This window comes from Hydrogenophaga sp. 2FB (genome assembly GCF_005503365.1).
Classification (GTDB): Bacteria; Pseudomonadota; Gammaproteobacteria; order Burkholderiales; family Burkholderiaceae_C; genus Hydrogenophaga.
Genome location: NZ_SCML01000052.1, coordinates 15,970 through 32,043 on the forward strand (window position 1 = coordinate 15,970; position 16,074 = coordinate 32,043).

Consider the following 16,074-nt stretch of genomic DNA (forward strand, 5'->3'; position numbering starts at 1 on the left):
TTGAAGAACTGCATCTGCCAGCCTGCGGCCCTTACTCAAGCGAACGAAACCAGACTCAGCGCAGCAGGGCAACCTGTCCGAGCCGTGACCCTGAACGCAGGAATGACGCTTGGCTAGACAAAGAAGACACCGCTCTTGAGGGTTTCGTCAAACGCGACGGATGTGTTGCTTCGGTGAAGCAGGCGCACTTGCCAGAGGTAGAACGATCGAACCACCTGTCCTTCGGCGGACGGGAACTCGCGATAGGTCGTTCCGCGAGAGACCAAGGCCGCACCGCAGGCCCCACTCAGTGGCCCCGGACGCACCGGGCCCCAGCTCGCATTCCAGTGAGCGTATTCCGCCACCATTTGTTCTTCCTCGAGGACCTTGAGCGCGGCGCCCACTTGACGCACCTCGATTTGAGCAGAGTTCGCGCGCCGATGTCTCCAAACCATGGGCGACCGAGATCCCGCACAACTGAAGCGGCATTTGTAGATGCACGCTAGTCTCCTGCCGCACCTCCGTATCGAACTGCTCGCGCTGGGAGCGCACGAACGTCGCAACGGCCTCATCTGACATCTTCGTCAGCAGCCCCGTGGCGTATTGCTCGCGGAACGACGTCGCGTCGAACCACTTGAACGACCCTGCAGCAGCGAGCGTCGCCTCCGTCAGATCTGCCTCGACGGCATGGCCCAATAGGATGCTGCCGAGACGGACGTCGCAGGCCACCTGATGCAGCGCAGCCCGAAAATCCTCTGCCGCAGATTGCCAGTCGTAGCTCTGTCGGAAATGCCTGAACTCCACTGGGTCTAATAGCTCAAAGACCTCGTGGAAGTCTACGAACTCACCCCGCCACCATTGATGCGCCACCTGGGCAGCGACGCCCGAGAGCGCGTTCATGAAGTCCGTGATGTTCTCTCGGTCGGCATAGACCGGCGCGCGTGCAAAGCTGAACTCGGTCTGCCCTTCTGCGGCCATGCACAAGCTCAGATGCACAGCGCTGAAGAACCAATGGTGCACTAGCCTCGCAAGGTCCAACTTGCGCTCGCGGTAGTCGAGTCCCAGCCAGTCGATCGGGATCAAAGCATTCAAGGTCGTCGCGGCGTGCGCGTGGGCCGTCTCGACGGCTGCTACGAAGGGCGTCGTGGCGAGTGCTTTGAAGTCGCCGCGTTCGACAATGTTCACATTGACCTGAGCCGCGGCCCGGAGGCAGGCATCGCTGACCACGCGCTTGCGCCAGCCGTCGCCCATCGAGGCCGCGAGCGACATCAACTCGTCGAGTTGCCCTTCGGCGGCCATCCGCCGGACGCATGGCAACCATCCCTCCGGGTGAGCCTGTGTCACGAGCCGCTTGAGCCCCTCAGGCGTGGTCCCCACCGCGCCCAGATGCGCAAACGCACTTGCCAGGAACCTGAAGACATCCAAGCCGTTGCTTGTGGCGTACTCTCTTGAGAACCGACTCGCGCCCCGAAATCGCCGAAGCGTCTCTTCGCCGCATGCTTCAGCCACGACATGGTCGCCGCGCGCTCGCAGCGCGAGGCCCAGCGCCGCCACGAGCTTGATATCCGTCTCGTGCCGGGAAGCAACGGCCTCGCGGATCACCCCATCGTCCGCCGCCAGCGTCCACGTGTAAGAGGCCAGCCGGGCCATGTCCTCGTCCGGCATCTGAAATTGGCTGCCCTCAACCATGCGGGCCTTCAGGTGCTGGAGGCGATAGGCCTGCGCGAATTCGGCCCGGTCCAGCGCCGCAGCCACGGCGTCTGTGATCAGCGTGTCGAACAGCGTTTGGGGATATCCCTCTTCCAAGCGCAGCAGGACCCAGTCCCGGGTCAGACCCGCGATCAGGTGGCTTGGATCGCCAAGCTGTGCCCGGACTGTCCAGAGCCAGTTCACCCGTAGAGCGTTGGGCGCCAACGTCTCTAGCCAGCGCGCGACCTCTGGCCTCAGCGCGGCGATGCGATCGGCGTAGCCATCGGTCGAGCGCACATACACGGCCAGGCTCTCATGGAAAACTTTCAGCCCGGCGGCCGACGAATGAAGCAAATGTTCGACCTTCTCGATCTCGGACACCGCCAGTTTCATCGCGGTCGCGATCTCATAGAACGCAGTCCGCGGCCAGAAGAACGGGAAAGCGCATACCAGTCGCAGCGCATCCTTCAAGCTAGCCGAAAGACGCTCCCACAGCGACCCGTAATAGAACTTTGCGTCTTGGCTCAGATCACCGGTGAGTTGCTCGACGTCCCAGCGTGTGACCTTGCCACCGGCAAGCACCAGAGCGGAGGTCGCATAGATCACATGCAGCGGGTGACCGTTGGTCCTTGCGCGTAGCGCGGCTGCGGCACTCTGCAACTCTTGCTCAGCGAAAGCCTGGCGCGCAGCAAAAACCTTTGGCGCTTCGACGTCCTCCGGCTCTGCATGAACATCCGGCTCATCGGGCTCAAGGCCTGTGCTCAGCCGACCGGTCTGCACCGCTCGATGCAAGTACGAAAGGACGGCGTCGCCGGACATGGCGGGAAGCGTCTTCCAACTCGCCTTCGGCGCCGCAATCAACAGGTCTGCCGGCAGTTGGGCGTCGTCCACCGGCTGCGTGCCCACGAGCAGCACCATATTCTCAGGACATGGTATCAACTGCGCAAACAGGTCCTCCAGCGGCTGTTTGTCCTCGGCGTTGACTCGCCAGACGTGGTCGAGGCCGTCCAAAATCAGCACGAAGAGCTTGTCGAGCGACTTGTAGTGCGCCGCAGTGGCTTCCAGCAGCGCGCGCAGGCCACCGTGCGGACGAGGGACGCCGGGATGAAATCGCTCGATCTGCGATCGGATCGACTCCTCGACGACGTAGCCGTGCACCCGATCCCGGCCGCGCTCCGTCGTGGATAGGAAGTAGTGGTGGCGGACCGTCGGAATGTCTTTGTCGGCGAGTGTGTCGCACAGCGCGCTGAGGTAGGTGCTCTTGCCGCGACCAGGCGGACCGGTCAGAACGATCGCCTTGCCTGCTGAACGCAACGCGTCCTCGACGAAAGCGTCGTGGAAGTCAGCATCGGGCACCTCATAGCCATTGGGGACCGCAAAGTCTTCCGGTAGCGGTGCCGGCGGCGTCGCCTGGAGGATCGCGCGAAGGTCAGGCAACGTGATCCAACCGGACGGCGGCGGAGAGTTCTTCTGCGTCGCCCAGTTCAGGGCGACATTCTTTAGGACGGCGATGCCCTCCGGCGTCCCATGCGCGCGCAGCCGAGCGTTGACTTCGTGCTCGATGGTCTCGAAGCCCTTGTCGCTGTGCGCAATCTGCAGTCGGCCGAGAAACTCCTCACAGTTCTTCTCGCCGCCGAGTTCGACGACGAGCGCCGCGCGCCTCGGGTCAGGAACCTTGGCGAAATCAATCTTGTCCCCAGCCAGGTAGGCTTCGATCTCGGCATCTGGCCGCCGGTTGGTCAGCAGAGAGAGCTGGCCGATGCGTTCCGGGTCCAGCGCCCTGTACGCGTCAAACCACTTCTTCAGCATCGACCGGGACCGCTCCGTTTTGCCGGACTTCTCAAGCAGCCAATCCAAGGACAGCGGGTGCGCATCTGGGTTTGGCGTGAACTTGACCTGCTTGAGGTCTTGCAGTCCGTCCGTGCGCTCGACCACGATGTCGTCCAGGCCCATCGGTGCATCCGCCTCAACGTCACACTCGAACTTGACCTTCGAAAAGCGACTCGGCGCATCCAGCCAGTCGCACAACACCAGCAGCCCTTGCCGGTTCTGATAGATGTAGCCAGCGGCGGTGATTGCCGTGTTCTTGATGTTCTCAGTCATCGTTCGCGTTCCCTTCTGCCGCGAGAATGGCGTCAGCCCACGCCGAGCCGCGATACGGTTAACCGCGATCGAAGAACGACCGCTGGCAAGCCCGCTCGCGGCCGAGGACCAATCATGCCTCCAGAGCAGATCAAGACCGTACGCGGCAAACCAGCCCGTCGGCTTCAAGAAGTCAAGAACAGCAAGGGGTCGAATTCGAAACTCGCACCAAGCAACGGCACAAGCGCAAGGGTCGTTTTCAACAAGCTGTTCTGATCAAAGTAGGTGGTCGCGGCACACACTGGGCACGGATAAGGCACAGGTCGTTTCCAACAGATCAGTCCTGACTCTTGGTCTACTGGCGCTATGTGCCCCAGTACGTGGGATTCCGTGGAGGAGGGAAACTTTGTGCCTCGTACGATGTGTGCAGGCACTTGCTCAAAACGCAAGGCTTGGTGCGGCTGGCGGGGATCGAACCCACGACCCTCGGCTTCGGAGGCCGATACTCTATCCACTGAGCTACAGCCGCATGCTGTAAAAAGACCAATACTCGTTTCGCTGCTGCAGGCCGCCATGACGACAGCCTTCGGAGGCCGATACTCTATCCACTGAGCTACAGCCGCATGCTGCTTGGAGACCAATAGTCTACCTGTCGCGTTTTGCTCCGATGACGACAGCCTTCGGAGGCCAATACTCTATCCACTGAGCTACAGCCGCAACCGCCGGTATTGTACCGGCCCCACCCCCGCTCTCTGGGCTCCGCCCTGCTGCCAAAGGGCGCTTGGCTATAATCCAAGGCTGTTTTGCCTGCCCCACGACAGGCTCGCCCCATTACTTTACTGGCCTTGTTTCGCCACCCCCCGAGGACACCATGAGCGACCACGCGCACGAAGACCACACCGGCCCGATCAAGACGCCCACGCAACTGTTGTGGACGTCTTTTTTTGCGTTTGTCGCACCCATCTTCATCATCATCGGGCTGGTGTACTACGTCATCTCCGCCAACAAGCCGGCTGCCGGTGCGGTGGACGTGGAACAGGCCACGGCGCAACGCATTCAGCGCGTGGGCACGCTGGAGCTTCGCGACGCCAACCGCCCGCTGCAATCGGGTGAAGCGGTTTACACGGCCCAGTGCGTGGCTTGCCACGGCGCGGGTCTGGCGGGTGCGCCCAAGTTCGGCGACGCCGGCGCCTGGGCCGCTCGCATCGCAACCGGCTACGACGCGCTGCTGAATTCGGCCCTCAAGGGTAAGGGCGCGATGGGCGCACAAGGCGGTGGCGCATTCCGCGACGCTGAAATCGGCCGTGCCGTCGTGCACATGGCCAATGCCGCAGGCGGCAAGTTCGCTGTGCCGCAACTGCCGGCTCCCGCGGCAGCCGCACCCGCCGCTGCACCGGCACCTGCAGCGGTTGCAGCCGCGCCGGCGGCGGCTGCGCCAGCCGCAGCAGCGCCCGCATCCGCCACGGTGGCGGCTGGCGCTGGCGAGGCTCTCTACAAACAAGCCTGCTCGGTGTGCCACGTGGCCGGTGTGGCCGGTGCACCGAAGTTCGGTGACAAGGCCGCTTGGGCCCCCCGCGTGGGCGCGGGCCTCGATGCCCTGACCGCCACCGTGATCAAAGGCAAGGGCGCCATGCCGCCCAAGGGTGGCTCGACGGCCGCCGACGCCGACATCAAGGCTGCCGTGCAGTACATGCTGGCCGCGGCGAAGTAAGCACGCCGCTGCTGCAACAAAAAAAACCGGTCGCCAGACCGGTTTTTTGTTGGGCGAGCGAATCTGCCTGCGCTAAGACTGCTGTCGCTGCTGCGGGCTCGGCACAAATCCATGGCGCTCGGGCAGCGCAGATGCCATGACGTTGCGCGGTGTCCAGCGGCCCGCTTCCACCGCATCGGCCGCCAGGGCCATGTCGGCGCTGTGCACCAGGCCCACGCCCAGGTCGGCGACCAGGTACAAGCGGCCGGTCTCGTCCAGCAGACTCTCCTTGACGGCCCCGCTCTCCACGCCGCTGTGCGACAGCACGCGCCCATCGGGTTGCAGACGCCAGATCCAGGGCGTGGCCTCGAGCTCCACATACACGCGCTGTGGCCCGTTCTGGAAAAACCACTGCCCCTTCTCGTCGGCGGCGTAATTGCGGTGGATGAAGTCGATCAGCTTCTCGTGTGTGAGCAGCGAGCCCTTGGCGACGGCGAATGCGCCTTGGGCCTGGATGCGGTCGTCGCGCATGTACCAGTTGCCGCGCGCGTCCAGCCCCAGCCAGCCGAAGCAGTGCGGCACGTTGGGCCATTTGGCCATTGCGGCCTTGACGATGTCGTCCATGGCGTTCTTCCTCAAAGCTGTGCAAGCAACCAGTTTCCCACGGCTTCGGGCATGGCGCGCACATGTCCCGGCAGGCCGAAGGGGCCGTGCGACACCGGGAAGCCCACATGGCCGCCATGCGCAGGCTGCCACAGCGTCACCGAGGGCCCTGCGTCCTGCAAGGTGGGCAGCGAGGCGGCGGGCACAAAGGGGTCGTTGCGCGCGTTGAGGGCGAGCGCGGGCACGCGGATGCGGTGCAGCACGGGCTTGGCCGAGGCACGCGTCCAATAGTCGACGGTGTCGCGAAACCCGTGCAGCGGCGCGGTAAAGAGGTTGTCGAATTCGTAGAGGTCGCGCGCGGCAAGCAGCGCCTCGCGCTTGAAGAGCCCGGGGTGCTGCTCCAGCTTCTGCAGGGCTTTGGGCACCATGGTGCCCATGAACATGCGGGTGTAGACCACCCGGTTGAAGCCGCGTCCGATGGCGTAACCACCAGCGGCGAGGTCCAGCGGAGAGCTCACCGCCGCGATGGCGCACACCAGTTGGGTCGCGCTCTGCTCCATTTCACCGGCCCATCGCATCAGCGCGTTCCCGCCCAGCGAGACGCCAACCGCCAACAAAGGCCGGCTGGGGTTCTCGTGGGCGAAGCGGCGCAGGATCCAGTCGATCTCGCTGAAATCGCCGGAGTGGTAGGCGCGGGGGGCGTGGTTGATTTCACCCGAGCATCCGCGGAAGTGGGGCACGGCATAGGCCAGGCCATGGGCCGCGGCGAAATCGGCGAAGGCCACGGCGTACTGACTCGCCGAAGAGCCTTCGAGGCCATGGAACAGCACCAGCAACGGCGCTTGCGGCGCGCTGGCGTGCAGGGCTTCGTCCACGTCGATGAAATCGCCATCCGGCGTGTCCCAGCGGCTGCGCTGCCAGCGCGGCGCCGGCCCGAAATGACGGCGGGCGGCACGGGCGGCCCAGATGGTTTGCGCATTGCCACCGGGCAACCACCACGGCGCGAGATAGGAGAAGCGATCGCGCGTCAATGCAGCACCGGCTTGGTTGTGAGGACTTCAGGCGGTTCGACCCGCGAACCCGGGCTGGCGTGATGCGCCACCAACCGCCAGCCTTGCGCGGTTTTCACGAACACATTGGTCGCCACGACCCAGGCGTGCTGCAGGCCGTCATCGGTCATGATGGCCACGCGCTCGACCACGCTGTGCACGCTACAGCCGCCCGCATCAAGGCGGTGCACCTTCTCGGCGTGGGCCTGCACGCTGCCGTTGGCAAACATGGCTTCGAAGGCGGCGCGAATGGCGGCAGGCCCCAACAACCGGGGGCCACCGGGGTGCACGCACACGATGTCATCCTCGTCGGCCCAACACGCCATGAGGCGCTCGATGTCGGCGTGCTGCAAGGCATCGTAGAAAGCGGCCTCCGTGTCGTCCGGTGAGCCGGGGGGAAGTTTGGGTTTGGACATGCGGCGTATTTTGCCGTCTGCACCAAGGGCTGGAAGTACCGGCATGGCATGACCGCGCGGTATAGTCCCGCAGACCGTGGTCGCCATGCCGACGTCCGGCTTGAGGCCCACGCAATCCTCGGAGGTTGGTTTCATGCACGCACCCGCTCGACGTCGCCTGTTCACCTGGATCGCCACGCTGCTGCTCGCGGCCAGCCTCACCGGCTGCGGCTACAACGATTTCCAACGCCTGGACGAGCAGAGCCGCTCGGCCTGGTCGGAGGTGCTCAACCAGTACCAACGCCGTGCCGACCTCATCCCCAACATCGTCGCCACGGTGAAGGGTGAGGCCAATTTCGAACAGGAAACACTCACCCGCGTGATCGAAGCGCGCTCCAAGGCCACGTCCATCCAGGTGACGCCCGAGACCTTGAACAACCCGGCGGCGATGCAGCAGTTCCAGGCTGCGCAGGGTGAGCTCAGCAGCGCGCTCAGCCGCCTGATGGTGGTGGTGGAGCAGTACCCCAACCTGAAGGCCAACCAGGGCTTCAGCGATTTGCGCGTGCAGCTTGAGGGCACCGAAAACCGCATCACCGTGGCGCGCAACCGCTACATCCAGACCGTGCAGGAGTACAACGTGCTCGCGCGCAGCTTCCCGACCAACCTCACCGCCATGGTGTTCGGCTACGCGGCCAAGGCCAACTTCCAGGTCGCCAACGAGGCGGAGATCTCGACACCGCCGAAGGTGGACTTCGACAAGAAGCCATGACCCGTTGGTCGGCCCGACCGCTGCTCGCGCTGCTGGGCCTCTGCTGCTTCTTCCTTGCCGCCATGCCGTCGCTGGCGCAGCAAGCCGTGCCCGAATTGCGTGCGCGCGCCATGGACCAGACCGGTACGCTCGACGCCAGCCAGCTCGCGGCCATCGAAGCCAAGCTCGAAGCGTTCGAGAAATCGCACGGCTCGCAGGTTGTGGTGCTCATGGTGGCCACCACCGCACCGGAAGACATTGCGGACTACACGCAACGCCTGGGTGACGCCTGGAAGATCGGCCGCCGCGACGTGGGCGACGGCGTGCTGTTCGTCATCGCCAAGGACGATCGGCGCTTGCGCATTGCCACCGCCAAGACGTTGGAAGGGGCCATCCCCGACCTGATGGCGCGCCGCATTCTCGACGGCGCGGTCACACCCGCGTTCCGCAGCGGTGACTACGCCGGCGGCATCGAAGCCGGGGTGGATCAGATCCTCGCGCGCATCCGCGGTGAAGCGTTGCCGCTGCCCAGCGAACAGACATCGCGCGCCAAAGGCCTCGCGGGCGATTTTGATGTCATGGACGCGTTGGTCTTTCTGGTTTTTGCCGTTCCCATCGCCTCGGCAGTGTTGCGCGGCATGTTCGGCAACAAGCTCGGCACCGTGCTCACGGGCATCGGTGCGGGCGGCCTGGCGTGGGTGCTGACGACGGTGCTCTGGGTGGCCATTGGCGCCGGCTTGCTGGGCATGCTCGCGGCGTTGTTCCTGCAATTCCTGCCGGCGCCCACCTCGAGCGGCTCGGGGCGCTCGGGCCGCCACGGTGGCTGGGGCGGAGGCGGCTTCGGTGGCGGCGGTCGCTCCGGCGGTTTTGGTGGCGGCGGTGGCTTCAGTTCCGGCGGTGGTGGCAACTTCGGCGGCGGCGGTGCGTCCGGTGGCTGGTGATGAAAGACGACGGCCCATGAACAAACTGGCTCGCATCCTCAAGCACCGCTGGCTCGACATCTCCGACACCGTGCGCGCCGTGCCCGACGACATGGCCGAGCGCTTGGCGCGCCGCGTGGCCGCCAGCGAAGGCCGGCACAGCGGCGAGGTGCGGTTGTGCGTGGAGGCCTCACTGCCCTTGAGTTACCTCTGGCGCGTCGATGCGGCCACGCCGCTGTCGACCGTGGTGCGCGAACGCGCGTTGACCTGGTTTGGACGCCTGCGCATCTGGGACACCGAGCACAACAATGGCGTGCTGATCTACCTGTTGCTGGCCGAGCACGCGATCGAATTCGTGGCCGACCGATCGCTCGCGCGCCGCGTGCCACCGGCCGAATGGCAAGCCATCGCCGAACGCCTGGGCGCGCAGTTGCGCCAAAGCCATTTTGAAGACGGTCTCACGCAAGCGTTGGAAGAAGTGTCGGCGCTGCTGGTGGCCCACTTCCCTGCCGACAGCGGCGCGGTGCGGGTCAACGAACTGTCGGACAACGTCGTGCGCCGTTGACGGCGTATCGAGCCGTTCAGGCCCAGCCGCTCAGCCGCGTCCGCGCTTGTCCGGAAATGCCGCGCGGCTGTTCAGGGCCACGCTGAGCTCCTGCTGCAGCGCCTTGTTCATCTGCGCAAAAGTCTTGAGCTTGCGCGTGGTCTCGCGCAAGCGATCGGCCATGCGCTTGGAGATCGCCAGCAGCAAACGCGCGCCCAGCTTCGGGTCGTCCTTGAGCAGGCGCATGAGCGCCGTGCGCGACAACACGGCCACGGCGATATCGGTGTTCGCGGTGCAGGTGGCCGAGCGTGGCGCGCCGTCCAGCACACCCATGTCGCCAATCAGGTGCCCCGGGCCCATGATGTTCACCACCATGCTCTCGTGCAATCCAGGCAACTCGTTCTCGACCGCGATGTCGCCCTCCAGCACCAGCAGCATGTAGTCGGTCTGCTTGACCTCGCCTTCCTGGATGATGACGGTGCCCGCCTTGATGAGCTTGGGCCGCATATAGCCCACCACCTTCAAGGCATCGCCCAGCGTCAGATCGGCCAGCGCCGAAGACGTCACCAGCAAACGCGCCGCCACCTCCTCGGGAGCAGTGTCTGGACTCTCGAATATGGAAGACATGTCGTGCGCGGTCCTTTATTGCCTAGGCGATCGATGGTAGTCGGACTGTTGCATACCGAGCCGCATCCACCAAGAAAAAGACCGGCACGTGGCCGGTCCATTCTTGATAAACGGCACAAGTCGCTTACTTTTTTTGGCGGTACTTGCGCAACGCGGCAATTTGCGCGGCCATGACGGCGAGTTCCGATGTGGCCTTGGCCAGATCGAGGTCGCTGTTGGCGTTCTTTACGGCTTCTTCGGCCTGCCGGCGCGCTTCGGTGGCTTTGGTTTCGTCGAGGTCTTTGCCGCGGATCGCGGTGTCGGACAACACGGTGATGTGGTGCGGCTGCACTTCCAGAATGCCACCGGCCACGAACACGAATTCTTCACCGCCCTCGGCCTTCTCGATGCGCACGGCGCCGGGCTTGATGCGGGTGATCAGCGGAATGTGACCGGGCAGAATGCCCAGCTCACCGGCCTCGCCCGGCAGCGCCACGAACTTGGCCTCGCCGGAGAAGATGGATTCTTCGGCGCTGACCACATCGACGCGGATGGTGCTCATAGTTACTCCAATAAAAAAGGTGAGTGGAAAGCAAGCAGCGGGGTGGCTGGCCAGGCGCCGCGTGGAGCCGTACCAAGGTACGGCGAGCACGGCAACAACGCCAGACGCCCCGGGCTCCCGCTTTACGCGACCTTTTTGGCCTTTTCGAAGGCTTCGTCGATCGTGCCGACCATGTAGAACGACTGCTCGGGCAAGTGGTCGCACTCGCCGCTGGTGATCATCTTGAAACCGCGGATGGTTTCCGACAGCGGCACGTACTTGCCCGGCGAGCCGGTGAACACCTCGGCCACGTGGAACGGCTGCGACAGGAACCGCTGGATCTTGCGGGCGCGGGCCACGGCCAGCTTGTCTTCCGGAGCCAGTTCGTCCATGCCCAGAATCGCGATGATGTCGCGCAGTTCCTTGTAGCGTTGCAGCGTGTTCTGCACGGCGCGGGCGGTTTCGTAGTGCTCCTGGCCCACGACCAGCGGGTCGAGCTGGCGGCTGGTGGAGTCCAGCGGATCCACGGCGGGGTAGATACCCAGCGAGGCAATGTCACGGCTCAGCACCACGGTGGAGTCCAGGTGGGCGAAGGTGGTGGCGGGCGACGGGTCGGTCAAGTCATCGGCGGGCACGTACACGGCCTGGATGGAAGTGATCGAGCCGACCTTGGTGGAGGTGATGCGCTCCTGCAGGCGGCCCATTTCTTCGGCCAGCGTCGGCTGGTAGCCTACGGCGGAAGGCATGCGGCCCAGCAGGGCGGACACTTCGGTACCGGCCAGCGTGTAGCGGTAGATGTTGTCCACGAAGAACAGCACGTCACGGCCTTCATCGCGGAACGACTCGGCGATGGTCAGGCCGGTCAGCGCCACGCGCAGACGGTTGCCTGGGGGCTCGTTCATCTGGCCGTAGACCATGGCCACTTTCGATTCCTCGAGCTTCTCGAGGTTCACGACGCCGGAGTCGGCCATCTCGTGATAGAAGTCGTTGCCTTCGCGGGTACGCTCACCCACACCAGCGAACACCGACAGACCGCTGTGGGCCTTGGCGATGTTGTTGATGAGTTCCATCATGTTCACGGTCTTGCCCACACCGGCACCACCGAACAGACCCACCTTGCCGCCCTTGGCGAACGGGCAGATCAGGTCGATCACCTTGATACCGGTTTCCAGCAGTTCCTGCGAAGGCGACAGTTCGTCATACGCGGGGGCCTTGCGGTGGATCGATGCCGTCAGCGTCTGGTCAACCGGACCGCGCTCGTCGATGGGCGCGCCGAGCACGTCCATGATGCGGCCCAGGGTAGCCTTGCCGACCGGCACCATGATGGGGTTGGTGGTGTTGAACACCACCATGCCGCGGCGCAGGCCGTCGGACGAGCCCAGCGCAATGGTGCGCACCACGCCGTCACCCAGTTGCTGCTGGACTTCCAGCGTCAGGGCGGAGCCTTCCATTTTCAGCGCGTCGTAAACGCGCGGCATCTGGTTGCGCGGAAACTCCACGTCCACGACGGCGCCGATGCACTGGACGATCTTGCCTTGTACTTGAGACATGATGAATACCTTCTGTTTTCTCTGGATTCTGTTGGGCGGCTGCTTCAGACCGCGGCGGCACCGGCGACGATTTCCGAAAGCTCTTTCGTGATCGCGGCCTGGCGGGTCTTGTTGTAGACCAGCTTGAGTTCACCGATGACGCTACCGGCGTTGTCGGTGGCGGCCTTCATGGCCACCATGCGGGCGGATTGCTCGGACGCCATGTTCTCGGCAACCGCCTGGTACACCTGGGCTTCGACATACCGAAGCAGCAACTCGTCGATGACGGTGGCTGCGTCGGGTTCATAGATGTAGTCCCAATCGCGACCGCCAGCGCCGTTCTGCAACGTGCCTGCGTTGAGCGGCAACAGTTGCTCGATCACCGACTCCTGCTTCATCGTGTTGATGAACTTGGTGTAGCAGAGGTAGACCGCGTTGATGCGGCCGTCGGTGTACGCATCGAGCAGCACCTTGACGGGGCCGATCAGCTTTTCCAGGTGAGGCGTGTCGCCCAAACCGGTCACGCTGGACACCACCTTGGCACCGATGCGGTTGAGGAAGCTCAGGCCCTTGTTGCCAATGGCCACGGCTTCGGCGCTCATGCCCTGCGATTGCAGTTCCTTGAGCTGCGTGGTCACCGCGCGCAGCACGTTGGTATTGAGACCACCGCACAGACCCTTGTCGGTCGTGACGACGACAAAACCAGCGGTCTTGGCGTCGTTGTTCTGCATGAACGGGTGCGTGTACTCCGGATTGGCCTTGCTCAGGTTGCCGGCGATCTGGCGCACCTTCTCGGCGTAAGGGCGCGCGGAACGCATGCGCTCCTGCGCCTTGCGCATCTTGGAGGCGGCGACCATCTCCATGGCTTTGGTGATCTTCTTGGTGTTTTCCACCGATTTGATCTTGCCGCGTATTTCCTTGCCTGCTGCCATTGCTGCTCCTTTATCGGGTCAATGGGCCGGTTCAGTACGTGCCGGTTTTCTTGAACTCGGCAATGGCGGCCGACATTTGGGCTTCAGCGTCCTTGTCCATCGCCTTGTCGGATTCGAGCTTGGCCAACAGGGCCGCGTTCTTGTCCTTGAGGTGGGCATGCAAACCGGCTTCAAACGACAGCACCTTCTTGACTTCGATGTCGTCCAGGAAGCCCTTGTTCACCGCGAACAGCGTGGCGGCCATCAGGCCGATGGACTGAGGGCTGTACTGGGCCTGCTTGAGCAGTTCGGTCACACGGGCACCGCGGTCGAGCTGCTTGCGGGTGGCTTCGTCCAGGTCGGAAGCGAACTGCGCGAACGCAGCCAGTTCACGGTACTGGGCCAAGTCGGTACGGATACCACCGGACAGGCTCTTGATCAGCTTGGTCTGGGCAGCACCACCGACGCGCGACACCGAGATACCGGCGTTGATGGCGGGGCGGATCCCGGCGTTGAACAGGCTGGTTTCCAGGAAGATCTGGCCGTCGGTGATCGAGATCACGTTGGTCGGCACGAAAGCGGACACGTCACCGGCTTGCGTCTCGATGATCGGCAGTGCGGTCAGCGAACCGGTCTTGCCCTTGACTTCACCCTTGGTGAACGCTTCGACGTAGTCGGCGTTCACGCGGGCTGCGCGCTCGAGCAGACGGCTGTGGAGATAGAACACGTCGCCGGGGTAGGCTTCACGGCCTGGTGGGCGGCGCAGGAGCAGCGAAACTTGACGGTAGGCCACGGCTTGCTTGGACAGATCGTCGTACACGATCAGGGCGTCCTGACCACGGTCGCGGAAGTACTCGCCCATGGTGCAGCCCGAGTAGGCCGACAGGTACTGCATGGCAGCGGATTCGGAAGCCGAAGCGGCCACGACGATGGTGTATTCCATCGCGCCGGCTTGCTCCAGCGCACGCACCACGTTCTTGATCGACGAGGCCTTCTGGCCGATCGCGACGTAAACGCAGGTCATGTTCTGACCCTTCTGGTTGATGATCGCGTCGATCGCCACGGCCGTCTTGCCGGTCTGGCGGTCGCCGATGATCAGCTCGCGCTGGCCACGGCCCACGGGCACCATCGAGTCGATCGACTTCAGACCGGTCTGCACCGGCTGGTCCACCGATTTACGGGCGATCACGCCCGGCGCGACCTTCTCGATCACGTCGGTCATCTTGGCGTTGACCGGGCCTTTGCCGTCGATCGGAGCGCCCAGTGCGTTGACCACGCGGCCGATCAGCTCGGGACCGACCGGCACTTCCAGAATGCGGCCCGTGCACTTCACGGTTTCGCCTTCGGAGATGTGCTCGTATTCGCCCAGAATCACGGCGCCAACGGAGTCGCGCTCCAGGTTCAGGGCCAGACCGAAGGATGGCACGCCGTCCTTGTTGGCCGGGAACTCCAGCATTTCACCCTGCATCACGTCGGACAGCCCGTGGACACGGACGATACCGTCGGTGACCGAGACCACGGTGCCTTGGTTGCGCACGTCGCTGGATGCGCCCAGTCCCTCGATACGGGACTTGATCAGTTCGGAGATTTCGGCGGGATTGAGTTGCATGACTCTTTCCTTCTTTCGTTAAATGGTGTGCAGGCGCGCCCGGAAAAACAGCCGTCAGGCCGTCAGGGCGATCTTCATTTGTTCCAGGCGGGCTTTGACCGAGGTGTCGAGCACCTCGTCGCCCACCACCACGCGAATGCCGCCGATCAGATCGGGCTGCAGTTTCACCTGGAGGTTGAGCTTGCGTCCAAAGCGCTTTTCCAGCACCCCGGAGAGCTCGGCCAGCGCGGCGCTGTCCACCTCGAAGGCGCTGTAGACCACAGCGTCAAACGCCCCCAACTGCGCATTCTTCAGTGCACGGAACTGGGCCGCGATCTCTGGCAGCGCTTCGATGCGGCCGTTGTCGATCACGGTGCGCAGGAAGTTCTGACCCATGGCGGGCAAGCTGTTCTTGAGCAGCCCGGTCATGAGCGAGAGCACCTGCTCGGGCAGGGTCTTGGGGTTGTCGGCGAACTGACGCAGCTGTTCATTGGCGGCCAGGGCAGCCAGCTCGTCGAGCCAGGCCGCGGCGCCAGCCGCGTCAGAGCCAGCGGCCTTGAACAGCGCTTCCGCATAGGGGCGGGCAATGGTGGCGATTTCTGCCATGGTGGTCCTTTGAATGCCGGTCGGTCGGTGGCGTCAGGCTCGGCTCAGAGCTCGGTCTTCAGGCGGCCCAGCAATTCGGCGTGAACGCCGGCATTGATTTCGCGCTTGAGGATCTGCTCGGCACCCTTGACGGCCAATGCAGCCACCTGCTCGCGCAGGGTTTCGCGGGCCTTGATGACCTGCTGATCGGCTTCCTGACGGGCAGCCGCCACGATCTTCGAAGCCTCTTCGGTGGCACGGGCCTTGGCTTCTTCGATCACGGTCTGGGCACGTCGCTCGGCATCGGCCAGACGGGTGGCGGATTCGTTGCGCGATTTGCTCAACTCCTCTTCCACCCGCTTGTTGGCCACGGCCAGTTCGGTCTTGGCTTTTTCGGAAGCCGCCAGACCTTCGGAAATCTTCAACGCACGCTCATCGAGCGCCTTGGCGATGGGAGGCCACACGAATTTCATCGTGAACCACACCAGGATCGCAAAGACGATGGCCTGCGCAAAGAGGGTTGCATTGATGTTCATCGCAACGCCTTTCTGTGTGTTGACAAGAGGGGTGACGCACCGACTGCCGGCACGGGCGACGGATGGCGGAGACGGGATT

Annotated in this window: 15 protein-coding genes and 1 tRNA gene; 4 read left to right on the forward strand and 12 right to left on the reverse strand. The window is 64.0% G+C overall.

The features are described from left to right. Positions 1–147 precede the first annotated feature (147 nt). Together FFS09_RS23995 and FFS09_RS24000 are read right to left on the reverse strand one after the other, a co-directional pair. On the reverse strand, positions 148–3,771 hold the full coding sequence (locus tag FFS09_RS23995; RefSeq protein ID WP_212745148.1) for an ATP-binding protein: 3,624 nt from the start codon (positions 3,769–3,771) through the stop codon (positions 148–150). A gap of 432 nt (positions 3,772–4,203) precedes the next feature. Then, positions 4,204–4,279 (reverse strand) — tRNA-Arg (locus FFS09_RS24000). 342 nt (positions 4,280–4,621) lie between these two features. On the opposite strand from FFS09_RS24000, the gene FFS09_RS24005 reads away from it, so the two are divergent. Next, complete coding sequence (locus tag FFS09_RS24005; protein WP_137921462.1) at positions 4,622–5,461, forward strand: c-type cytochrome; 840 nt, start codon at positions 4,622–4,624, stop codon at positions 5,459–5,461. Between the two features lie 72 nt (positions 5,462–5,533). On the opposite strand, the gene FFS09_RS24010 is transcribed toward FFS09_RS24005, so the two are convergent. Genes FFS09_RS24010 through FFS09_RS24020 form a run of 3 tightly spaced genes read right to left on the reverse strand, consistent with a single transcriptional unit; the run spans position 5,534 to position 7,508 of the window. Next, positions 5,534–6,064, reverse strand: a complete 531-nt coding sequence (locus FFS09_RS24010) for a DUF2946 family protein (protein ID WP_137921463.1) — start codon at positions 6,062–6,064, stop codon at positions 5,534–5,536. Between the two features lie 11 nt (positions 6,065–6,075). Continuing rightward, on the reverse strand, positions 6,076–7,074 hold the full coding sequence (locus tag FFS09_RS24015; protein WP_137921464.1) for a YheT family hydrolase: 999 nt from the start codon (positions 7,072–7,074) through the stop codon (positions 6,076–6,078). Continuing rightward, positions 7,071–7,508: a YybH family protein gene (locus FFS09_RS24020; RefSeq protein ID WP_137921465.1), complete on the reverse strand. Its 438-nt coding sequence runs from the start codon at positions 7,506–7,508 to the stop codon at positions 7,071–7,073. The genes FFS09_RS24015 and FFS09_RS24020 overlap by 4 nt, the downstream gene beginning before the upstream one ends. A 133-nt stretch (positions 7,509–7,641) precedes the next feature. Here FFS09_RS24020 and FFS09_RS24025 point away from each other — a divergent pair, with 133 nt between their 5' ends. The 3 genes from FFS09_RS24025 to FFS09_RS24035 are packed head-to-tail and all read left to right on the forward strand — an operon-like array spanning position 7,642 to position 9,720. Continuing rightward, positions 7,642–8,256, forward strand: coding sequence for a LemA family protein (locus FFS09_RS24025; RefSeq protein WP_137921466.1), 615 nt, complete (start codon positions 7,642–7,644; stop codon positions 8,254–8,256). Continuing rightward, complete coding sequence (locus FFS09_RS24030) at positions 8,253–9,176, forward strand: TPM domain-containing protein (protein WP_212745149.1); 924 nt, start codon at positions 8,253–8,255, stop codon at positions 9,174–9,176. Before FFS09_RS24025 ends, FFS09_RS24030 begins: the two co-directional genes overlap by 4 nt. A 16-nt stretch (positions 9,177–9,192) precedes the next feature. Continuing rightward, positions 9,193–9,720 carry a TPM domain-containing protein gene (locus tag FFS09_RS24035; protein WP_137921467.1) on the forward strand — a complete coding sequence of 176 codons (528 nt, stop codon included), beginning with the start codon at positions 9,193–9,195 and terminating at the stop codon, positions 9,718–9,720. Positions 9,721–9,750: 30 nt separating this feature from the next. On the opposite strand, the gene FFS09_RS24040 is transcribed toward FFS09_RS24035, so the two are convergent. The 7 genes from FFS09_RS24040 to FFS09_RS24070 form a co-directional block, all read right to left on the reverse strand. After that, positions 9,751–10,326, reverse strand: coding sequence for a cyclic nucleotide-binding domain-containing protein (locus FFS09_RS24040; protein WP_137921468.1), 576 nt, complete (start codon positions 10,324–10,326; stop codon positions 9,751–9,753). Between the two features lie 124 nt (positions 10,327–10,450). Further along, positions 10,451–10,867, reverse strand: coding sequence for a F0F1 ATP synthase subunit epsilon (locus FFS09_RS24045; protein ID WP_137921469.1), 417 nt, complete (start codon positions 10,865–10,867; stop codon positions 10,451–10,453). Between the two features lie 122 nt (positions 10,868–10,989). Further along, entirely contained in the window at positions 10,990–12,396 is a 1,407-nt protein-coding gene (gene atpD / locus FFS09_RS24050) for a F0F1 ATP synthase subunit beta (RefSeq protein ID WP_137921470.1), read from the reverse strand. 44 nt (positions 12,397–12,440) lie between these two features. Then, entirely contained in the window at positions 12,441–13,307 is an 867-nt protein-coding gene (gene atpG, locus FFS09_RS24055; protein WP_137921471.1) for a F0F1 ATP synthase subunit gamma, read from the reverse strand. 31 nt (positions 13,308–13,338) lie between these two features. Continuing rightward, positions 13,339–14,895, reverse strand: a complete 1,557-nt coding sequence (gene atpA / locus FFS09_RS24060; RefSeq protein ID WP_137921472.1) for a F0F1 ATP synthase subunit alpha — start codon at positions 14,893–14,895, stop codon at positions 13,339–13,341. Positions 14,896–14,949: 54 nt separating this feature from the next. Then, positions 14,950–15,480, reverse strand: coding sequence for a F0F1 ATP synthase subunit delta (locus tag FFS09_RS24065; protein ID WP_137921473.1), 531 nt, complete (start codon positions 15,478–15,480; stop codon positions 14,950–14,952). 44 nt (positions 15,481–15,524) lie between these two features. Then, entirely contained in the window at positions 15,525–15,995 is a 471-nt protein-coding gene (locus FFS09_RS24070) for a F0F1 ATP synthase subunit B (protein ID WP_137921474.1), read from the reverse strand. Positions 15,996–16,074: the final 79 nt, after the last annotated feature.

What these genes read in the sequence shown, in the direction of transcription:
- atpD (WP_137921470.1), bottom strand. Translation starts at nt 12,396, where the DNA reads ATGTCTCAAGTACAAGGCAAGATCGTCCAGTGCATCGGCGCCGTCGTG.
- atpG (WP_137921471.1), bottom strand. Translation starts at nt 13,307, where the DNA reads ATGGCAGCAGGCAAGGAAATACGCGGCAAGATCAAATCGGTGGAAAAC.
- FFS09_RS24030 (WP_212745149.1), top strand. Translation starts at nt 8,253, where the DNA reads ATGACCCGTTGGTCGGCCCGACCGCTGCTCGCGCTGCTGGGCCTCTGC.
- atpA (WP_137921472.1), bottom strand. Translation starts at nt 14,895, where the DNA reads ATGCAACTCAATCCCGCCGAAATCTCCGAACTGATCAAGTCCCGTATC.
- FFS09_RS24035 (WP_137921467.1), top strand. Translation starts at nt 9,193, where the DNA reads ATGAACAAACTGGCTCGCATCCTCAAGCACCGCTGGCTCGACATCTCC.
- FFS09_RS23995 (WP_212745148.1), bottom strand. Translation starts at nt 3,771, where the DNA reads ATGACTGAGAACATCAAGAACACGGCAATCACCGCCGCTGGCTACATC.
- FFS09_RS24040 (WP_137921468.1), bottom strand. Translation starts at nt 10,326, where the DNA reads ATGTCTTCCATATTCGAGAGTCCAGACACTGCTCCCGAGGAGGTGGCG.
- FFS09_RS24045 (WP_137921469.1), bottom strand. Translation starts at nt 10,867, where the DNA reads ATGAGCACCATCCGCGTCGATGTGGTCAGCGCCGAAGAATCCATCTTC.
- FFS09_RS24065 (WP_137921473.1), bottom strand. Translation starts at nt 15,480, where the DNA reads ATGGCAGAAATCGCCACCATTGCCCGCCCCTATGCGGAAGCGCTGTTC.
- FFS09_RS24010 (WP_137921463.1), bottom strand. Translation starts at nt 6,064, where the DNA reads ATGGACGACATCGTCAAGGCCGCAATGGCCAAATGGCCCAACGTGCCG.
- FFS09_RS24005 (WP_137921462.1), top strand. Translation starts at nt 4,622, where the DNA reads ATGAGCGACCACGCGCACGAAGACCACACCGGCCCGATCAAGACGCCC.
- FFS09_RS24070 (WP_137921474.1), bottom strand. Translation starts at nt 15,995, where the DNA reads ATGAACATCAATGCAACCCTCTTTGCGCAGGCCATCGTCTTTGCGATC.
- FFS09_RS24025 (WP_137921466.1), top strand. Translation starts at nt 7,642, where the DNA reads ATGCACGCACCCGCTCGACGTCGCCTGTTCACCTGGATCGCCACGCTG.
- FFS09_RS24020 (WP_137921465.1), bottom strand. Translation starts at nt 7,508, where the DNA reads ATGTCCAAACCCAAACTTCCCCCCGGCTCACCGGACGACACGGAGGCC.